This window comes from Herbaspirillum autotrophicum, assembly GCF_001189915.1.
In the GTDB taxonomy this organism is placed as follows: Bacteria; Pseudomonadota; Gammaproteobacteria; order Burkholderiales; family Burkholderiaceae_D; genus Herbaspirillum; species Herbaspirillum autotrophicum.
Map to the genome: position 1 here is coordinate 185,147 of NZ_LFLS01000006.1, position 15,642 is coordinate 200,788.

Consider the following 15,642-nt stretch of genomic DNA (forward strand, 5'->3'; position numbering starts at 1 on the left):
TCAGGCCCGCCGCAGTGCTGCCATGCCGGCACTGTGTCGCAGAGACTGAAATTAAAAATATTCATATAAAAATCAACGACTTGGAAAGAATCGTGGGGAGATATTTCATGTGGCACGCATCCTGCTATTGAGCATGTCTGGAACGTGAATGGCATGCATTGGCGACGACGATGACATGGCTGATCACAGCGCGGGCAACAACAATATTTTTTCTGATTAACGATGAAACTGACACAGTTTCTTTCCGGGGAGTAGTGATGAATTCAAGGTGGTCTGGCAAGCGTGCAACAGAGAACAACCCATGGCATCTGCAACGTCGTCTGATGGCGGTAGCCATCTCTGCAGTATTGAGCGGCGGCGCGTGGGCGGCGGACGCCGTTGATGCGCCTGCGAAGCCGGCGGCGACTGGCGACAAGAGTGGCATCGTGTTGCAAAAAGTGGTGGTGACGGCCGAGCGTCGCGAAGATGACGTGCAGAGTATCGCTTCGGCGGTGACGGTAATCGGCGGCGATACGATTGAAAGCAGTGAAGTCCGCAATGCCGGTGACATCATTCGTTTCGTGCCCAACATGACGGCCGATACTACCGACGGCCATGGCCGGCCGAAATTTTATATCCGCGGCATTGGCTTGTCCGATGCTTCGGTATGGAATACCAATCCGATTGGCACCTATCTGGATGATGTCTATATCTGGAATGCGTCGACCGTCGGTTTCCCCTTGTTTGATCTGGAACGGGTAGAGGTATTGCGCGGACCGCAAGGCACCTTGTGGGGCAAGAACACCACCGGTGGCGCCATCAATTTCATTTCGCGCAAGCCGACCTTCGATACCGATGGCTATGCCAAGCTGAGCTACGGCAATTATCACAACTCGGTGTTTGAAGGTGCCGTGGGCGGTGCGATCAAAGATGACGTGCTGGCGGCGCGGGTATCGATTCACCGTGAAGATTCGGATCGCTATGCGCAAAACAGTTTTGTCCCCGGCACTGAGCGTTGGAGCGATCTCGGTGTACGTACACAATTCCTGGCGAAATTCTCCAGCACCTTTGAAGCACTGTTGAATATCCACTATCGCGACTTCAACGGCCCGGTCTTGCAAAGTGGCACCACTGCGGTGCCGACGCAAACGCGTTTCGATGTGCCGTCGCTGGTCGAGCCGACCGACAATCTGAAGCAAAAGGGCAGTTCACTGACGCTCAACAAGAAGCTCGACGGCGGCCTGACGCTGACCTCGATTACCGGCTATGAAACCTTCGACCGGCTGCAAACCAGTGCCGATTCGGTGACTTACGAATCAAGCCGCAGCCGCACCGATTTCACCGTCAATCAGTTCAGCCAGGAATTCCGGCTGGCATCGTCCAAGGCCGATCGTCTGTCGTGGATTGCCGGCGCCTATTTCTTTGATGGCAAGCTTGATTTCAGTTCGCAGACTGGCGTATTGCCGGGATCGAAGAATGCTGCCGGCGGCAACAAGGCGACCAGTTTCAATACCACCGATTATTCGCTGAAATCGAAAAGTTATGCGCTGTTCGGCAATCTGGATTACAAGTTCACGGAAAAATTCGATGTTGCGGTCGGCTTGCGCCAGACCTGGGAAACCAAGGATATCGATTATCTCTACCGCACGGCACCGAATGGCACTACCTACAACAATGTCGCGCAATGGTGGTTGCCAGGCAGTCTGAATGCGAATCTCACGACGGCGGCGCGGCAGAACGATTCCAAAACCTGGTCGGCGTTTACCTACGACATCACGCCGACCTATCAATTTACCGATAACCTGCGCGCCTATTTCCGCCATGCCAAGGGGTTCAATGGCGGCAGCTTCAATGCTGGTGCCTCCGCCCAGAGTCAGGTGACGACGATTCAGCCGGAATTTCTGAAATCGTATGAACTGGGTGTCAAGAGCGAGTGGTGGGATAACCGCTTGCAAGTCAATGCGGCTGCCTTCTATTACGACTATACGGATATTCAGCAAAAGGGCACCACGCTCAATCCGCTCAATCCGAGTCAGCAAATCCTGACCTTCATCAATGCCAAGAGCGGCAAAGTGCGCGGGCTGGATCTGGAAGTCGCGGTGGTACCGGTCAAGGATTTGCGGGTGGCGGTCAATATCGGTCTGAACAATACCGAGTTTGAAGATTTCCAGGATACGCCGACGCATAACGCTGCCGGCAACTGGTTCAACCGCGTGCCGCGCATCATCAGCAATGTGCAGGTGGATTACAAATATCCGTTGCCGACCGGCGCCGCGCTGTTGTTCAACACCGATTGGGCTTACCGCAGCAAGGCGTACTTCAATGCAGTCGATCAGACCAGCGGCTTCCTGACCGAAAACGCTTACTGGCTGGGCAATGTGTCGGCCGGCTATATCTCGCCGGACAAGAAGTACGAAGTGCGCGGCTATGTATTGAACGTGACGGACAAGATCTATCGCAATACCGCGCTGATCACGGGTCTGTATTCCTACGGCGCACCACGCACGTTCGGCGTGTCGGCTACGTATCGCTTCTGAGTGGTCCTTTGAAAACGGGCAGCGACTGGCAGATGGCTGGTCGCTGCAATCTGAAACATCCTGTTCTTCTGTCATCCATGCCAACAAGGTTAATCCATCATGACTGAACCCGCCGTCACGGCAACTTCTCTGTTTTCCCGGCGCTGGCTGCTTGTCGCCGGTTTGCTGTCACTGCTCGGTGCAGCGGCGTTATGGGTCGGATTGCCGCGCGCGGCCAGTCTCAACGCCAGCACGCAACTGGTCGATTTCCGTATTGCAGCGGCATCGCTTGGCAATCCGGAACAGGTCAGCAAGGAATTGAAAACGACCGGTCCGCTCGGCTATGCCATTCATCTCGGTACCTTTCAGCAGGAACTGCAGAAATCCGGTTTTCGTTTCAAGGGGATTGTCGGCTTTCCACGTACCGCCGCTGCCTTGCTGGGGATGATGAGCGGTCAGGCGGAAGTGGCGACGACCGGTGACTCGCCGGCGGTATTGTCACGTGCGCGCGGCGAGAAACATCGTGCCTTGTATGTCACCAATCCGAACATTATCGAATCGTCGTTTTGGGTGGTGGGCCGCAAGGGCGGTCCGCGTACCTTGCAGGAACTGAGCGGCCACAGTGTCGGCCTGCTGTTCGGTTCGACCTTCGATTACAGTTTCCAGACCGCCGCTGAAGGTTTGCAGCTCAAGAATGTCGGTTATACCCAGTTGCCGTCCTCTGCAGCCTTGCCGGCCTTGCAAAACAATCAGCTCGACGCCTACGTGACGTCGCCGTCGATTGCCAAATTGTGGATCGACAAATTTGGTTTGACGCTGATCGGCAAACTCGGTGATGTGCCGTCTACCGGTCGCACGGTCAGCATCATTTCCGCACGCGAAGATTTTTTGAAGGCCAATCCAGCCTTTGCCGCCGCATTCTGGCGCGGCCTCAAGAGCGGTATCGACGCCATTCGCAAAGAACCGGAAGCCTATTACCGCTGGGTTGCCGACAGCACCGGCTATAGCCTGGATATCGTGCGCGCCACCAGTGGCGTCAATTATGAAGAACGGCCGATTTCCGAAGACGGCGTAGCGGCCTTGAAAAAGCTGCTGGATTTCCGTCTCAAGAACAAGGTGGCGCAATCCGCATTCTCGGTAGATGACTGGGTATTGCGGCAATGACGCCGTGTTTGAATCACAAAGAAAGAGCAGCATGACAAGTACCACCGCGGCCAATTCCTGGCCGGCCACCGACGACGCCACACCGGTTGCAGCTACTGCGCCCGGCGTTACTCCCATCCGTCTGACACCACCGCAGCGGTTGTATGAAAGCAGTCGCCCGCGCTGGCTGTCGCTGAGCTTGCGGGTACTGGTGCCATTGCTGATTCTGCTGGCATGGGCACTCGGTTCTTACAGCGGCGCGATTGCCGAAAATGTTCTGGCGCCGCCGTGGGTGGTGCTTGACAGTGCCTGGCGTCTGACCGTATCGGGTGTGTTGTGGCATCACCTGTCGCTGTCGCTGAGCCGGGCCGGTATCGGCTTGTTGCTGGGCGGCGGCTTCGGCTTGTGTCTGGGCGTCGTCTCCGGGTTGAGCAAGGTAGCCGAGGAATTGATTGATCCGACGGTACAGATGATTCGGGCCGTGCCGTTTCTGGCGCTGATTCCGTTATTGATTGTGTGGTTCGGTATCGGTGAGTCGTCAAAAATCATTTTGATTGCCGCCGGTGCGGCCAAGCCGATGTATCTGAATGCCTTCAGCGGTGTGCGCAATGTCGATCCGAAAATCATCGAAGCCGCCAAGATATTCGGCTTGTCGCGCTGGCGCATGATTGTTGAAATTCACTTTCCGGCGGCGCTGCCATCGCTGATGGTTGGCTTGCGGCTGTCGATGACCATGTCGCTGCTGGCATTGATCGGGGTGGAAGTGATCAACACCACGCAAGGTATCGGCTTTTTGATGTTGCAGGCGCAGGAATATTTCAAGACCGAGATATTGATTGTGTGCGTGGTGATTTATGCCTTGTTCGGACTCAGCACCGATCTGCTGGTGCGCTGGCTGGAACGCGTCGTCATGCCTTGGCGTGCGGTGGCAAAGAAATGAATCGCGGCGGCAACCAACACGAATCGGGAAGCACTATGTTGAACAATGCAAACACCTCGGCGGCGCTGGCGGTGCAGGTCAAAAATGCACGCAAGGTATTCGCCGGCAAAGCCGTACTCGATGGTTTTGATCTGGATATCCGGCCGGGCGAATTCATTGCTCTGCTGGGCAAGAGCGGCAGCGGCAAGACGACCTTGCTGCGGATTCTGGCCGGACTTGATCAGGTCACCGATGGCAGTGCGCTGGTCGCACCGGCACGCACAGTGGTATTTCAGGAACCACGACTGGTCCAGTCCAAGCGGGTACTCGACAACGTCTTGCTGGGGCTGCCCCGTACTGCCAGCAATCGTCAGGCGGCATTGGCGGCATTGGCCGAGGTCGGACTGGAGCGGCATGCGCATGCGTGGCCGGCCACCTTGTCCGGCGGTGAGGCGCAGCGGGTCGCACTGGCACGTGCCTTGTTGCGGGCCCCGCAATTGCTGATGCTGGATGAACCGTTCGCGGCGCTGGATGCGCTGACGCGGCTGAAAATGCAAAGTCTGGTGGCCGATCTGTGTCAGCGTCATCAACCGGCAGTCTTGCTGGTCACGCATGATGTGGATGAAGCGATCCAACTGGCGGATCGGGTACTGGTGCTGACCGATGGCCGGGTGGCTGTCGATGAACGCATCGATATTGCCCATCCGCGCCGTCGTGGCGGCGACACGTTTGATCGTCTGCGCGCCCGCTTTTTGCTGGCGCTCGGTGTGACGGAAGTGCAATGAGCCGCGACGTCGCGCCAATGAAGAAACGTTATCCCTTACTGCGCTGCCTGGCGATTTATCGTCAGATGCCATGGTTGTTTGCGGTCACGGCGCTGCTGTTCGTCGTGGTCAATGCCGGCTTGTCGCTGCAGCAGTGGTTGCTGGGCCGCGCCGTCAATGATGTCACGCAAGGCAGGGCGGTGCTGCGACTGGATGATGGCAGTTTCGACTACAGCCGGGCCCGCTACTGGTTGCTGGTGCTGGCCGCAGTGGCGCTGGTGCGTGGCGTGCTGCAATATGCCGTAGCGATTTCCTCGCAGCTCAGCAATCAGCGTTTGTTGACCGAGTTGCGGGCGCGCATTTTTGCGCAGATACAGCAATTGCATCTGGCATATCACTGGCAACACGGCATGGGTGAATTGGTGACGCGCACCACGCGCGATGCCGACAAAGTGCGCGACGCCATGGTCACCTTCTGGCGGCAAGGGGTGGAAACGCTGCTGGTGGTGGCGGCCTCGATCGGCTTGCTGTGCTGGTATGACTGGCTGCTCGGACTGGTGCCGCTGTTGCTGACGCTGGCCGGCATGGCGATCTTTGTCTGGCAGACCGAACATCTGGTGCAACTGGATCGCGAGGTCGGACAAGCCTATGACCGCGTCAATCAGGATTTGTCGGAAGGTATCAGCGGCGTGCGCGTAATCAAATCCTTTGTGCTGGAAGCGCAGCGTATCGCCAGCTTCAGCGTGCAAGTGCAGGCCTTTGTCCGGCATGCCCGCAATGCGCTGGCGTATTCCAGTTCACGCATTCCGGTGCCGCAGACGGTGGTGGCGCTGGGGCATGTCTGGATTCTGGTGTACGGCGCGGTGCTGGTCAGTGAGAACCGGCTTGATCTGGGTGCGCTGACGGCATCGCTGTTGATTGCCACCACGCTGGTATTCCGGCTCGAAGGCGCAGGGCGTGCCATGCAGGCATTTGCTGATGCCCGCTCGTCGGCAGAACGGATCTGGGAATTGCTGGATGTGACGCCGGCGATTGTCAGCGGTAATCAAGCATTGCCGCCGACGCCGCTGGGTATCCGGCTGGAACAGGTAGCGCTTGGTACCACCGGTGGCGGCCAGCGAATTCTGGACAACTGTTCATTGACCATCAAACCGGGTGAGGTGGTGGCGCTGGTCGGCGTCACCGGGGCTGGCAAAAGCATGCTGGTCAATTTGTTGCCGCGCCTGCTGCAAGCCGATGCTGGCCGGGTTGCCGTGGGTTCCGATGAAGCCGGCTGGTGCGATGTCAATGATGCCGATCTGCACCAATTGCGGCGCCGTGTACATGTGCTGCCGCAAGAGAGTTTTTTGTTTTCCGACACGCTGGAGAAAAATTTGCGTCTTGGCGCGCCGGACGCCAGTGAAGAGGATTTGCATGAGGCCTTGCGTCTGGCCTGCGCCGATGAAATATTGGCTGGTCTGGCCGATGGCTTGCAGACCCGGCTCGGGGACCGTGGCGTGACGCTGTCCGGCGGTCAGCGCCAGCGCTTGTGTCTGGCGCGGGCCTTGCTCGCGGCGCCCGATATTCTGATTCTCGATGACGCCACCAGTGCGCTCGATGCGGTGACCGAACGCAACATACTGAGTGCCATGCGCCGGCATCACCATGGCAGTACCCAAACCTTGCTGCTGGTTGCCAGCAAACTGTCCACCATTCTGTTTGCCGACCGCGTTCTGCTGCTGGACGCCGGCCATATCGTGGCCGCCGGCCGGCATCAGGAACTGGCTGCCGGCAATGCCGCTTATCGTGATTTGCTGGGGTTGGAACATGGCCGAGATGCGTAACAAACCGCTGAGCGATATTGAAATCGAAGAGGCGCTGGCCAAGCAGGCGCTCAATCGCAGCATGTTTCACCGTCTGTTGCCGTTGTTGCGGCCGGTACGCAAGCAAATTGCGATTGTCGTACTGGTTGAAATATTGCTGGTAGGCGTGGTGTTCTTGCGGCCGTGGTTCGTCAAGGAACTGATTGATCATGGCCTGACGCCTCACGCCGGCGGCTGGCAACTGGACCTGCCGTTGTTGGGGTGGCTTGGTGCCGGTTTGGCGCTGAGCTGGATTGCCCGCTTTGCCTGCGCCGGCTGCTCGCAGTTCGTGGCCGGCTCGGCCGCGATCACCGTGCTCAATGATTTGCGCATACGGGTGTTTGCCCACGTTCAAGCCCTGAGCGTTTCTTACTTCGACAAAACCAAGGCCGGCCGCATCATCGGCCGGGTGGACCGGGATGTCGACAGCATGGAAGCCTTGCTGGTGCAAGGGCCGCCGGAATTGTTGTCGGCCTTTTTGCGCTGTCTGGTCGCCGGTGTCTTGCTCTGGCAGATTGCGCCGGCGCTGTTTTTCAGCCTGGCCAGCATCATTCCCTTGCTGCTTATCGGCATCTGGGCCTTCAAGCGCATTACCCAACCCAACTGGGCACGCGTGGCGGAACAGCGCAGTCGCTTCACGGCGCATCTGGTAGAAACCGTATCGGGCGTGCAATTGCTGCAACAAAGCGGGCAGCAGGTTGCCAATGGCCGTCGCTATGGGGTATTGCTGCGCGACTTCAGTTGGTCATTGATACGCGGCGGCCTCAGCGCCGGCTGGTTTGCGCCTTATACCGGGATCTTGTCCAGCATCGGCATGGCGCTGTTGCTGGTGGTCGGCGGACACGGATTGGCGACCGGCACCATGAGCAGCGGGCAGATTGTCCAGAGTCTGTTTTATGTGATGTTGTTTCTCGGGCCCTTGCAGGAACTCAGTGACTTGTTTGAACGTTACGCCACCGGCTCGGCATCGGCGCAGCGCATTTTTCTGCTGCTGGATACCCGGCCTGAAATTACTGATCGGGCAGACGCGACGGCGCTGGATCGGGTGGCCGGTCGGGTGTCATTTGAAAACGTGCGCTTCGCCTATCATCCGGAAGCCGTGACGCCGGTAATCCGGGGGCTGGATCTGGAGATCCGGGCCGGTGAGGTGATCGCCATCGTCGGCCCGACCGGTCATGGCAAAAGCACGCTGGTGCAATTGCTGACACGCTTTTATGAAGCGCAAGGTGGCAGGGTGGCACTGGATGGCGTGGATGTGCGGGATTTTCCGCAACACAATCTGCGCCGGCATGTCGGCGTGGTGTTGCAGGATAACGTGTTGTTCAGCGGTTCGATCCTGGATAACCTGCGACTGGCGGCGCCGGCAGCAGATGAGCAGACATTGATCGATGCTGCACGCGCGCTGGGTGCGGATGAAGTGCTGGAACGCATGCCGCATGGCTACCATACCGAAGTCGGGCCGCTGGGGCGTTACCTCAGTCACGGTCAGCGGCAACTCGTCTGTCTGGTGCGCGCCTATCTGGCGGACCCGGCAGTGCTGGTGCTGGACGAAGCCACCTCGGCGGTGGATGTCCATACCGAACGGCGCTTGCAACGGGCCTTGCGCCGCCTGTGTGCCGGCCGTACCGCGATCATCATTGCGCATCGTCTGGCTACCATCCGCGATGCGGATCGGATCGCGGTGATTCGTCACGGCGCTCTGGTGGAACTAGGCAGTCATGTGCAACTGCTGGGACAGGCCGGCTTTTATGCCAGTTTGTATCACGCGTATGAGCAAAACACATTCGGCATCGCCACGGCGGTCGCTGGCGTCGCCGCGCATGAATCACTTCCCGTCACCACTCCGGATACCGCAGCAGCATAGCGTCAGGTGCTGTTGGTGCGGCAGCAGCAAAGTGCAGGCAGGATGTTTCTGCGGCAGCAAAAGATCCGGTTTTTACCGGTTTTCTGGCACGAATCGGGCAGCGAAGCTTGGCATGGGAATTGCAGATTGCACTCCGGCTTCATCGCAGTTTCAACACCCGGTTGATTCCGGTCTTATCCGCCGCCGTTGCTGCGTCGTTGCGGAACATTGAACTTCAGCATTCACATTCAGGAGAACGTCATGAGTCAGGCACTTGATACATTGTGGTATACCCGTTGCCCGGTTCCTACCAGTCTCGGCATCGCTTTGCAGCGCGGCTGGCTGGAACAGGAATTCGCGCAAAAGAACACCGTCATCAAATCCTTGCAGGAGTCCAATGATCAGGCGGTGCGTGAATCGCACTTCGATCACACCTTGCAAAATTCGGTACGGCACGGCGGCAATATTCCTGCCATCTGGGCTCGTTCAGCAGGACGCGATACACGCGTGATCGGCCTGTCGTGGGCAGATGAAATTCAATTGATCCTGACCTTGCCGGGCTCTGGCATCGAGAGTGTCAAAGATTTGAAAGGCCGGAAATTCGGTCTGCCGCAATGGCAGAATGTGCAAATCGATTTTTCGCGGGCACAGGCCATACGCGGACTGGAAAATGCATTGCGGCTGGAAGGACTCAGCGTCAGCGACGTCGAACTGGTGGATTTCGTGATCGCACGTCGTCACAGCGATGAGCCGATTCAGCGCTTCAATGGCAAGGCCAATCTCGGCAGCCGTTCAGGTTCGCATAACGCCGAACTGGTCGGCTTGCTGCGCGGTGAAGTGGACGCCATTTTCCTGAAAGGCGCACACGCGGCGCAACTGGTGCATCACTTCGGCTTGCAGGTAGTGATCGATACCGGCTCCCATCCCGATCCGCTGATCCGATCCAACAACGGTACACCGCGTACCTTGTCGGTCGACCAGCATTTGCTTGATCATCATTTCGATTCTGCCGTGACGCTGGTGGAGCAAGTCTTGCGCGCCGATCAATGGGCGTGGGCGCATGCCGAAGAAACCCGGCAGTTCCTGGCGCGCGAAACCAACAGTAACGATTTCTGGGTACGTGCTGCCTATGGCGAAGATGCGCATTTGCGTCTGCGCACCGACTTTGCGGAACAATCGATTGTGGCCTTGCAGGATTTCACGCATTTCCTGCATCGCTGGAACTTCATTCCGAACGCTGTTGACGTGCGTCAATGGATTGATACCGCAGCATTCGAAGCTGCCAGCAAAACGCTGCACGCGCAGGCGGCCTAACAAATCCGGCGACCGCCGGTCAGCACCGGCGCGTCGCCATCCATTTTCTTCGTCAGGGAACAAGTCATGTCTGTTACTCCAATCAACAAAGCCGCTGCAACCGGCCTCAGTCAAATCTGGTTTACCCGTTGTCCGGTACCGACCGCAAGCGGTCTGGCCTTCAAACTGGGTTGGCTGGCGGATGAATTCGCCAGCGATGGCATCGCCATTGCCACCTTGCAGGAAGAAGCTGCCGGCAGTCCGTTGGCGCGTCATCACTATGATCATGAATTGCCCGAGCTGATCCGCGAGGGTGGCAACATGCTGGCGCTGGCGGCACGCGCTCAGGGCGCGCCCAACCGGCTGATCGGTCTGACCTGGATTGATGAAGGACAGGCGATTATCGTGCGTCCCGATTCCGGCATCACCGAAGCGCGTCATCTGAAGGGGGTACGTGCGGCGCTGCCGGCGTTCAGCCAGCGTCCGATCCAATCCCATACGCGCGGCAGCAGCATTGCCCGTGGCATGACACTGCATGGATTCAAAGGCGTGCTGGCATCCGCTGACCTGACGCTGGATGATGTCCGCTTTGTGGAAGTTGACGATCGTCTGTCGGCGACTGCCGGGGTGGCGGCGAATGCTGCTGGTGATCGTCAGGGCCTGCAGGGCTTGTGGGCTGGCTTGACGCACCTGGCAGAGGGCCGGGTTGATGCGGTGTATGTCAAAGGCGCTGCCGCCGTGGATGCAGCACGCCGGCTCGGGGTGGTGGTGGGGATTGATATCGATAAACTGCCGGAGCAACGGTTCCGCGTCAATAATGGCACGCCGCGTCCCATCACCGTGCATCAAAGTCTGCTCGACAATCACCTCGATCTGGTGGTGCGGTTTCTGGATCAGACACTGAAGGCCGCAGACTGGGCCGCGCAGCATCTGGAGGGGGTACACAAGATATTGGAGGGTGAAACACGAGGCAGCGCTGATGCCGTGACGGTGGCCTATCGCGATGGTTTCCACCGGTCGCTGCATCCGGATCTGTCAGCCGAGCGGGTAGCATTGTTCCGCCAGCAAAAAGACTTTCTGTTACTGCACGGTTTTCTTGATGCTGATTTCGATCTCGATGCCTGGATCGATTACCGGCCGCTGGAAGCCGCGTACCAACTGCGCGCAGCGAGGCTGGCTGCAGCGGCTTGAGGAGCGTCTCTGCTGCGTCGTGTTTCCGAAATCCGGTGTCTGTCCGCATGACAGGAAGCCACCGCAAGCCGCGATGGCGGCAGTTGCCTTGGACGGTTGTCCGTGATCAGCGTGATACCTCTGTCAGCGTATTGTTCTTGCGCGGACGACCGCCTTTTTTGCCGTTCTCCCGTGCTGCCGCAGCCTTGGCCGGAGTTGATGCCGCTCCACCTTTGCTGCCATGCTGCGCCGCCATCCAGCGCTTTGATCCGAGAAAGCCATCCAGCAAGCCGGGAATGTAGATGTCGAGATCTGCCCGCGGAAAATGGATGCCGAGGCCAGACGGCGAAATTTCTGCGCCCACCAGATCGGCTGCATGAACATGTTCAAATGCCTGTGCCTGAGCGGGTGAAAAACCAAGCTCAAGACCGGTGGTGAGTTCAATGATGATTTTGTCGGTGCGCTTGTCATAGCGAACCGATACTGCTGCCGGAAAGGTCGCCTTTTTCAGGGCGGCACGTTTGTTGGCCGCGATATACGCTTGATCAGAAATAGTCATGGATACGTTTCCATTCATCGCAAAAATTTAACAACCTGGCTTCCAGCTCATTTGAAACCCGCGTCAGCTGAGTACGCGAAAAACCATAGTTTTCGCGTAACTCCGGAGGGCCGGCAGGACAATGCAGATTGAATACTGCTTCATGGCCGCTGCCAATGACGTGAACATGAGCCGGACGGTGGTCATTGAGGTAAATCACCACGCGCAGCCCGAAGATGACAAGTAGTGTAGGCATTTTATCAAACCTAAGGGTCTTGGGTTTAAGGAAATTTGCAAATGCCATCAGCCTTGGTGTTGAGAAACAACATCTTTCAAAATGAAAGCCTGGAAATATTGCTTTGAGGCAGCTGATATGAGGGTGATCGGATTTTGCCTGTTTGTAATTTAATTGTCTATTTATTAATTATTGTTGATGCTTTTATCACCGGTGCCCGATTGCAACCTCAATGAAAATCGCGGCTGCTGGTTTCCAGCTTGCCCAGCAGATGCGACAGGTCGACCAGCCGCTTGGCGATCAAATGGCATACGCCGCTGTGAGATTGCCAGATGCCATAGACGCCCAGCAGCGATGCATGCAAGACTTCGTGACGCTGTTTTTCCAGCAGATCGGGCCAGACAATCACATTGACGTAGCCAGTCTCGTCTTCAATGCTCATGAACACGACCCCCTTGGCGGTGCCGGGGCGCTGGCGCCCGGTGACGATGCCGCAGCCGCGCGCAAACTGGCGATCCTGAAAGGTTTCCAGCATGGCCGCCGGCAGAAAGCGTTGCTTGAGTAGCAGAGGGCGCAGCAACGCCAGCGGATGACGCTGCAGACTCAGACCGGTAGCGCGGTAATCGCCGACGATGTCGTCGGCTTCGCTCGGTTCGCTCAATAGCGCCGGATCCTCATGCACGGTGGCGCTGCGCAGCAAGTCTTTATCGGGCGCGGCTGCGGCCGCATGCCACCAGGCTTGATGCCGGTGGCCGGCCAGCGTGCGCATGGCATTGCCGGCTGCCAGCGCTTCCAGATCGCGGCGTTCCAGTCGCGCCCGCTGCGCCAGATCGTCGAGATCGCTGAAAGGGCGCTCGCATCGGGCCTGCATCAGTTGTTGTGCCGCTTCGATGCGCATGCCGCGCAACAGATTGAATCCCAGGCGTACCTGCGGTCGTCGTTGCGGATTGCCGGCCTCGGTCACCAGTGTCGCTTCCCAGTCGCTGTGCATGACATCCAGCGGCAGCACCACCACGTCGTGCCGCCGCGCATCCTGTATCAATTGTGAAGGTGAGTAGAAACCCATCGGCTGACTGTTGAGCATGGCGCACAGGAAGGCTTCCGGTTCATGGCATTTGAGCCAGCTGCTGGCATAGGCCAGCAAGGCAAAGCTGGCGGCATGGCTCTCCGGGAAACCGTAGTCGCCGAAGCCTTGAATCTGTTTGAAAATGGCAACGGCAAACTCTTTTTCGTAACCTTTATCAAGCATGCCGGCGATGATCTTTTCTTCGTATTTTTCCAGCCCGCCTTTGCGTTTCCATGCCGCCATTGCACGGCGCAAGCCATCGGCTTCACCGGGCGTGAAGCCGGCGGCGACAATCGCCACCTGCATCACCTGTTCCTGGAAAATCGGGACACCGAGTGTGCGCTCCAATGCTTTTTCAAATGCGCCGCTGCCTTGATTGTCATCGGGGTAGATCACCGGTTCGAGGCCCTGACGACGCTTCAGATACGGATGCACCATGCCGCCCTGAATCGGCCCCGGCCGCACGATGGCAACCTGAATTACCAGATCGTAAAAATTCTCCGGTCGCAGGCGCGGCAACATGCTCATCTGAGCCCGGCTTTCAATCTGGAATACGCCGATGGTGTCGGCCTTGCGAATCATCTCGAAGGTGGCTTCATCCTTGGGCGGAATATCGTGCAGCGCAAATGGTTTGTCACGCAAGCGGGCCACCAGTTCCAGCGTGCGCCGCAAGGCCGACAGCATGCCCAGCGCCAGCACATCCACCTTGAGCAGTTTGAGTGATTCCAGATCGTCCTTGTCCCACTCGATCACGGTGCGGTCGGACATGGCCGCATTCTGGATCGGCACCATGCGCGACAACTGACCGCGCGCAATCACGAAGCCGCCGCTGTGTTGCGACAGATGGCGCGGAAACCCCAGCAACTGGCTGGTCAGTGCGGCCCACTGCCGGGTCAGCTCGGCATCCGGATCAAGACCACATTCGATGAAACGTTCCAGCAGTGCATGCTTGCTGTCGAACCAGTGCTGCGCCTTGGCGACCAGATCAATCACGGCAGTATCGACCCCGAGCGCCTTGCCGATGTCGCGCAGCGCGCCGCGTGGCCGATAGGTGTGGACGGCGGCTGTCAGGGCAGCACGGCGGCGACCGTATTTGCGGTAGATGTGCTGGATCACTTCTTCACGCCGCTGATGTTCGAAATCGACGTCGATGTCCGGTGGCTCGTTACGCTCCTTGCTGATAAAGCGTTCGAACAGCAAGATACTGCGCGAGGGATCGATCTCGGTAATGCCGAGGCAATAACAAACGGCGGAATTGGCCGCTGAACCACGACCCTGACACAGGATATTTTTGGAGCGCGCGAACAGCACGATGTCGTACACCGTCAGGAAATAGGCTTCGAAGGCCATGTCATTGATCAGACCGAGTTCAAATTCGATCTGCGTCACAACCTGCTCCGGAATGCCTTGCGGATAGCGTCGCCGGGCGCCACGCATGGTTTCCTGGCGCAGATAACCGGCTGGCGTCATGTTGTGCGGCACCAGCTCATCGGGATATTCATAGCGCAGATCGTTCAGCGAAAAGGTGCAGCGGCTGGCAATCGCCACGGTTTGCGCCAGTGCTGCCGGCGCAAACAGATTGGCCAGCCGCAGCCGCGAGCGCAGATGCTGTTCGGCATTGGCGGCCAGATCATAGCCGCATTGCGCCACGCTCTTGCGCAAACGAATGGCGGTCATGGCGTCTTGCAGCGGCTTGCGTGATCGCACATGCATGCAGACGTGTCCTAGCGCCACTACCGGCAAGTCATGCGCGGTGGCCGCGGCGTCGATGACGCCGCGATGCTGGTCATCGCAGGCCCGGTACAGTTGCGTCAGGCCGATCCAGGCGCGCTCGCCAAAGTGGTGGCGCATCCATCCGGCCTGCACGTCCAGCGCCCTTGCTGTCGCCGGATAATCCGGCAACAGAATCAACAGGCAATCGGGCAGGCCGCGCAAATGCGACAAGGCCGGCGGCGGTGTGCTGAAATCTTGCGGCATCAGGCGGTATTCACCCTTGACGCTGCGGCTGCGGGCCAGTGTGATCAGTTCGGATAAATTGCCGTAGCCTTCCCGGTTTTGCGCCAGTGCCAGCAGCGACCATGCCGCGCTGCCGTCGGCATGGGTCAGATGGAAATGGGCGCCGATGATCAATGGCAGTTTGGTTTTTCCGGCTTCGGCATGGGCCCGCACCACGCCGGCCAGGGTGCACTCATCGGTGATGGCAAGTGCGCTGTAATCGAGTTTGACGGCGCGCGCCACCAATTCTTCGGCATGCGAAGCGCCGTGCAGAAAGGTGAAATTGGAGAGACAAAAAAGTTCTGCGTAAGCCGGCAGCGGCAGCGGAGTTTCAGCCATG

11 protein-coding genes are annotated in these 15,642 nt (G+C 58.3%); 8 read left to right on the plus strand and 3 right to left on the minus strand.

Going from position 1 to position 15,642, the window contains the following annotated elements; genetic code table 11:
• Nucleotides 1-257 precede the first annotated feature (257 nt).
• The 8 genes from AKL27_RS07165 (at nt 258) to AKL27_RS07200 (ending at nt 11,489) form a co-directional block, all read left to right on the plus strand.
• Nucleotides 258-2,516 carry a TonB-dependent receptor gene (locus AKL27_RS07165; protein ID WP_198155903.1) on the plus strand — a complete coding sequence of 753 codons (2,259 nt, stop codon included), beginning with the start codon at nt 258-260 and terminating at the stop codon, nt 2,514-2,516.
• A 99-nt stretch (nt 2,517-2,615) separates the two neighbouring features.
• Nucleotides 2,616-3,659, plus strand: a complete 1,044-nt coding sequence (locus tag AKL27_RS07170; RefSeq protein WP_050462103.1) for an ABC transporter substrate-binding protein — start codon at nt 2,616-2,618, stop codon at nt 3,657-3,659.
• Between the two features lie 31 nt (nt 3,660-3,690).
• Nucleotides 3,691-4,578 carry an ABC transporter permease gene (locus tag AKL27_RS07175; protein WP_083438917.1) on the plus strand — a complete coding sequence of 296 codons (888 nt, stop codon included), beginning with the start codon at nt 3,691-3,693 and terminating at the stop codon, nt 4,576-4,578.
• Between the two features lie 35 nt (nt 4,579-4,613).
• The gene (locus AKL27_RS07180; RefSeq protein WP_050462140.1) at nt 4,614-5,342 is read left to right on the plus strand and encodes an ABC transporter ATP-binding protein; all 729 of its coding nucleotides are present in this window, start codon (nt 4,614-4,616) and stop codon (nt 5,340-5,342) included.
• A complete protein-coding gene (locus tag AKL27_RS07185) occupies nt 5,339-7,144 on the plus strand; it encodes an ABC transporter ATP-binding protein (protein WP_198155904.1) in 1,806 nt (601 codons plus the stop codon). Before AKL27_RS07180 ends, AKL27_RS07185 begins: the two co-directional genes overlap by 4 nt.
• Nucleotides 7,137-9,026, plus strand: a complete 1,890-nt coding sequence (locus tag AKL27_RS07190; protein WP_198155905.1) for an ABC transporter ATP-binding protein — start codon at nt 7,137-7,139, stop codon at nt 9,024-9,026. The genes AKL27_RS07185 and AKL27_RS07190 overlap by 8 nt, the downstream gene beginning before the upstream one ends.
• Before the next feature lie 240 nt (nt 9,027-9,266).
• Nucleotides 9,267-10,319 carry an ABC transporter substrate-binding protein gene (locus tag AKL27_RS07195; protein ID WP_050462105.1) on the plus strand — a complete coding sequence of 351 codons (1,053 nt, stop codon included), beginning with the start codon at nt 9,267-9,269 and terminating at the stop codon, nt 10,317-10,319.
• A 66-nt stretch (nt 10,320-10,385) separates the two neighbouring features.
• Entirely contained in the window at nt 10,386-11,489 is a 1,104-nt protein-coding gene (locus AKL27_RS07200) for an ABC transporter substrate-binding protein (RefSeq protein ID WP_050462106.1), read from the plus strand.
• A 106-nt stretch (nt 11,490-11,595) separates the two neighbouring features.
• Here the strand turns inward: AKL27_RS07200 and AKL27_RS07205 are convergent, their stop codons facing one another.
• From AKL27_RS07205 to AKL27_RS07210, 3 genes are all read right to left on the minus strand, one after another.
• On the minus strand, nt 11,596-12,027 hold the full coding sequence (locus tag AKL27_RS07205) for a DUF2442 domain-containing protein (RefSeq protein ID WP_050462107.1): 432 nt from the start codon (nt 12,025-12,027) through the stop codon (nt 11,596-11,598).
• Nucleotides 12,014-12,262 (minus strand): DUF4160 domain-containing protein, encoded by a 249-nt coding sequence (locus tag AKL27_RS27065; protein WP_083438920.1) that lies wholly within the window; start codon nt 12,260-12,262, stop codon nt 12,014-12,016. Before AKL27_RS27065 ends, AKL27_RS07205 begins: the two co-directional genes overlap by 14 nt.
• Nucleotides 12,263-12,470: 208 nt before the next feature.
• Nucleotides 12,471-15,641 carry an error-prone DNA polymerase gene (locus AKL27_RS07210; RefSeq protein WP_050462108.1) on the minus strand — a complete coding sequence of 1,057 codons (3,171 nt, stop codon included), beginning with the start codon at nt 15,639-15,641 and terminating at the stop codon, nt 12,471-12,473.
• Nucleotide 15,642: the final 1 nt, after the last annotated feature.

What these genes read in the sequence shown, in the direction of transcription:
- AKL27_RS07175 (WP_083438917.1), top strand. Translation starts at nt 3,691, where the DNA reads ATGACAAGTACCACCGCGGCCAATTCCTGGCCGGCCACCGACGACGCC.
- AKL27_RS07205 (WP_050462107.1), bottom strand. Translation starts at nt 12,027, where the DNA reads ATGACTATTTCTGATCAAGCGTATATCGCGGCCAACAAACGTGCCGCC.
- AKL27_RS07165 (WP_198155903.1), top strand. Translation starts at nt 258, where the DNA reads ATGAATTCAAGGTGGTCTGGCAAGCGTGCAACAGAGAACAACCCATGG.
- AKL27_RS27065 (WP_083438920.1), bottom strand. Translation starts at nt 12,262, where the DNA reads ATGCCTACACTACTTGTCATCTTCGGGCTGCGCGTGGTGATTTACCTC.
- AKL27_RS07200 (WP_050462106.1), top strand. Translation starts at nt 10,386, where the DNA reads ATGTCTGTTACTCCAATCAACAAAGCCGCTGCAACCGGCCTCAGTCAA.
- AKL27_RS07170 (WP_050462103.1), top strand. Translation starts at nt 2,616, where the DNA reads ATGACTGAACCCGCCGTCACGGCAACTTCTCTGTTTTCCCGGCGCTGG.
- AKL27_RS07190 (WP_198155905.1), top strand. Translation starts at nt 7,137, where the DNA reads ATGCGTAACAAACCGCTGAGCGATATTGAAATCGAAGAGGCGCTGGCC.
- AKL27_RS07195 (WP_050462105.1), top strand. Translation starts at nt 9,267, where the DNA reads ATGAGTCAGGCACTTGATACATTGTGGTATACCCGTTGCCCGGTTCCT.
- AKL27_RS07185 (WP_198155904.1), top strand. Translation starts at nt 5,339, where the DNA reads ATGAGCCGCGACGTCGCGCCAATGAAGAAACGTTATCCCTTACTGCGC.
- AKL27_RS07180 (WP_050462140.1), top strand. Translation starts at nt 4,614, where the DNA reads ATGTTGAACAATGCAAACACCTCGGCGGCGCTGGCGGTGCAGGTCAAA.
- AKL27_RS07210 (WP_050462108.1), bottom strand. Translation starts at nt 15,641, where the DNA reads ATGGCTGAAACTCCGCTGCCGCTGCCGGCTTACGCAGAACTTTTTTGT.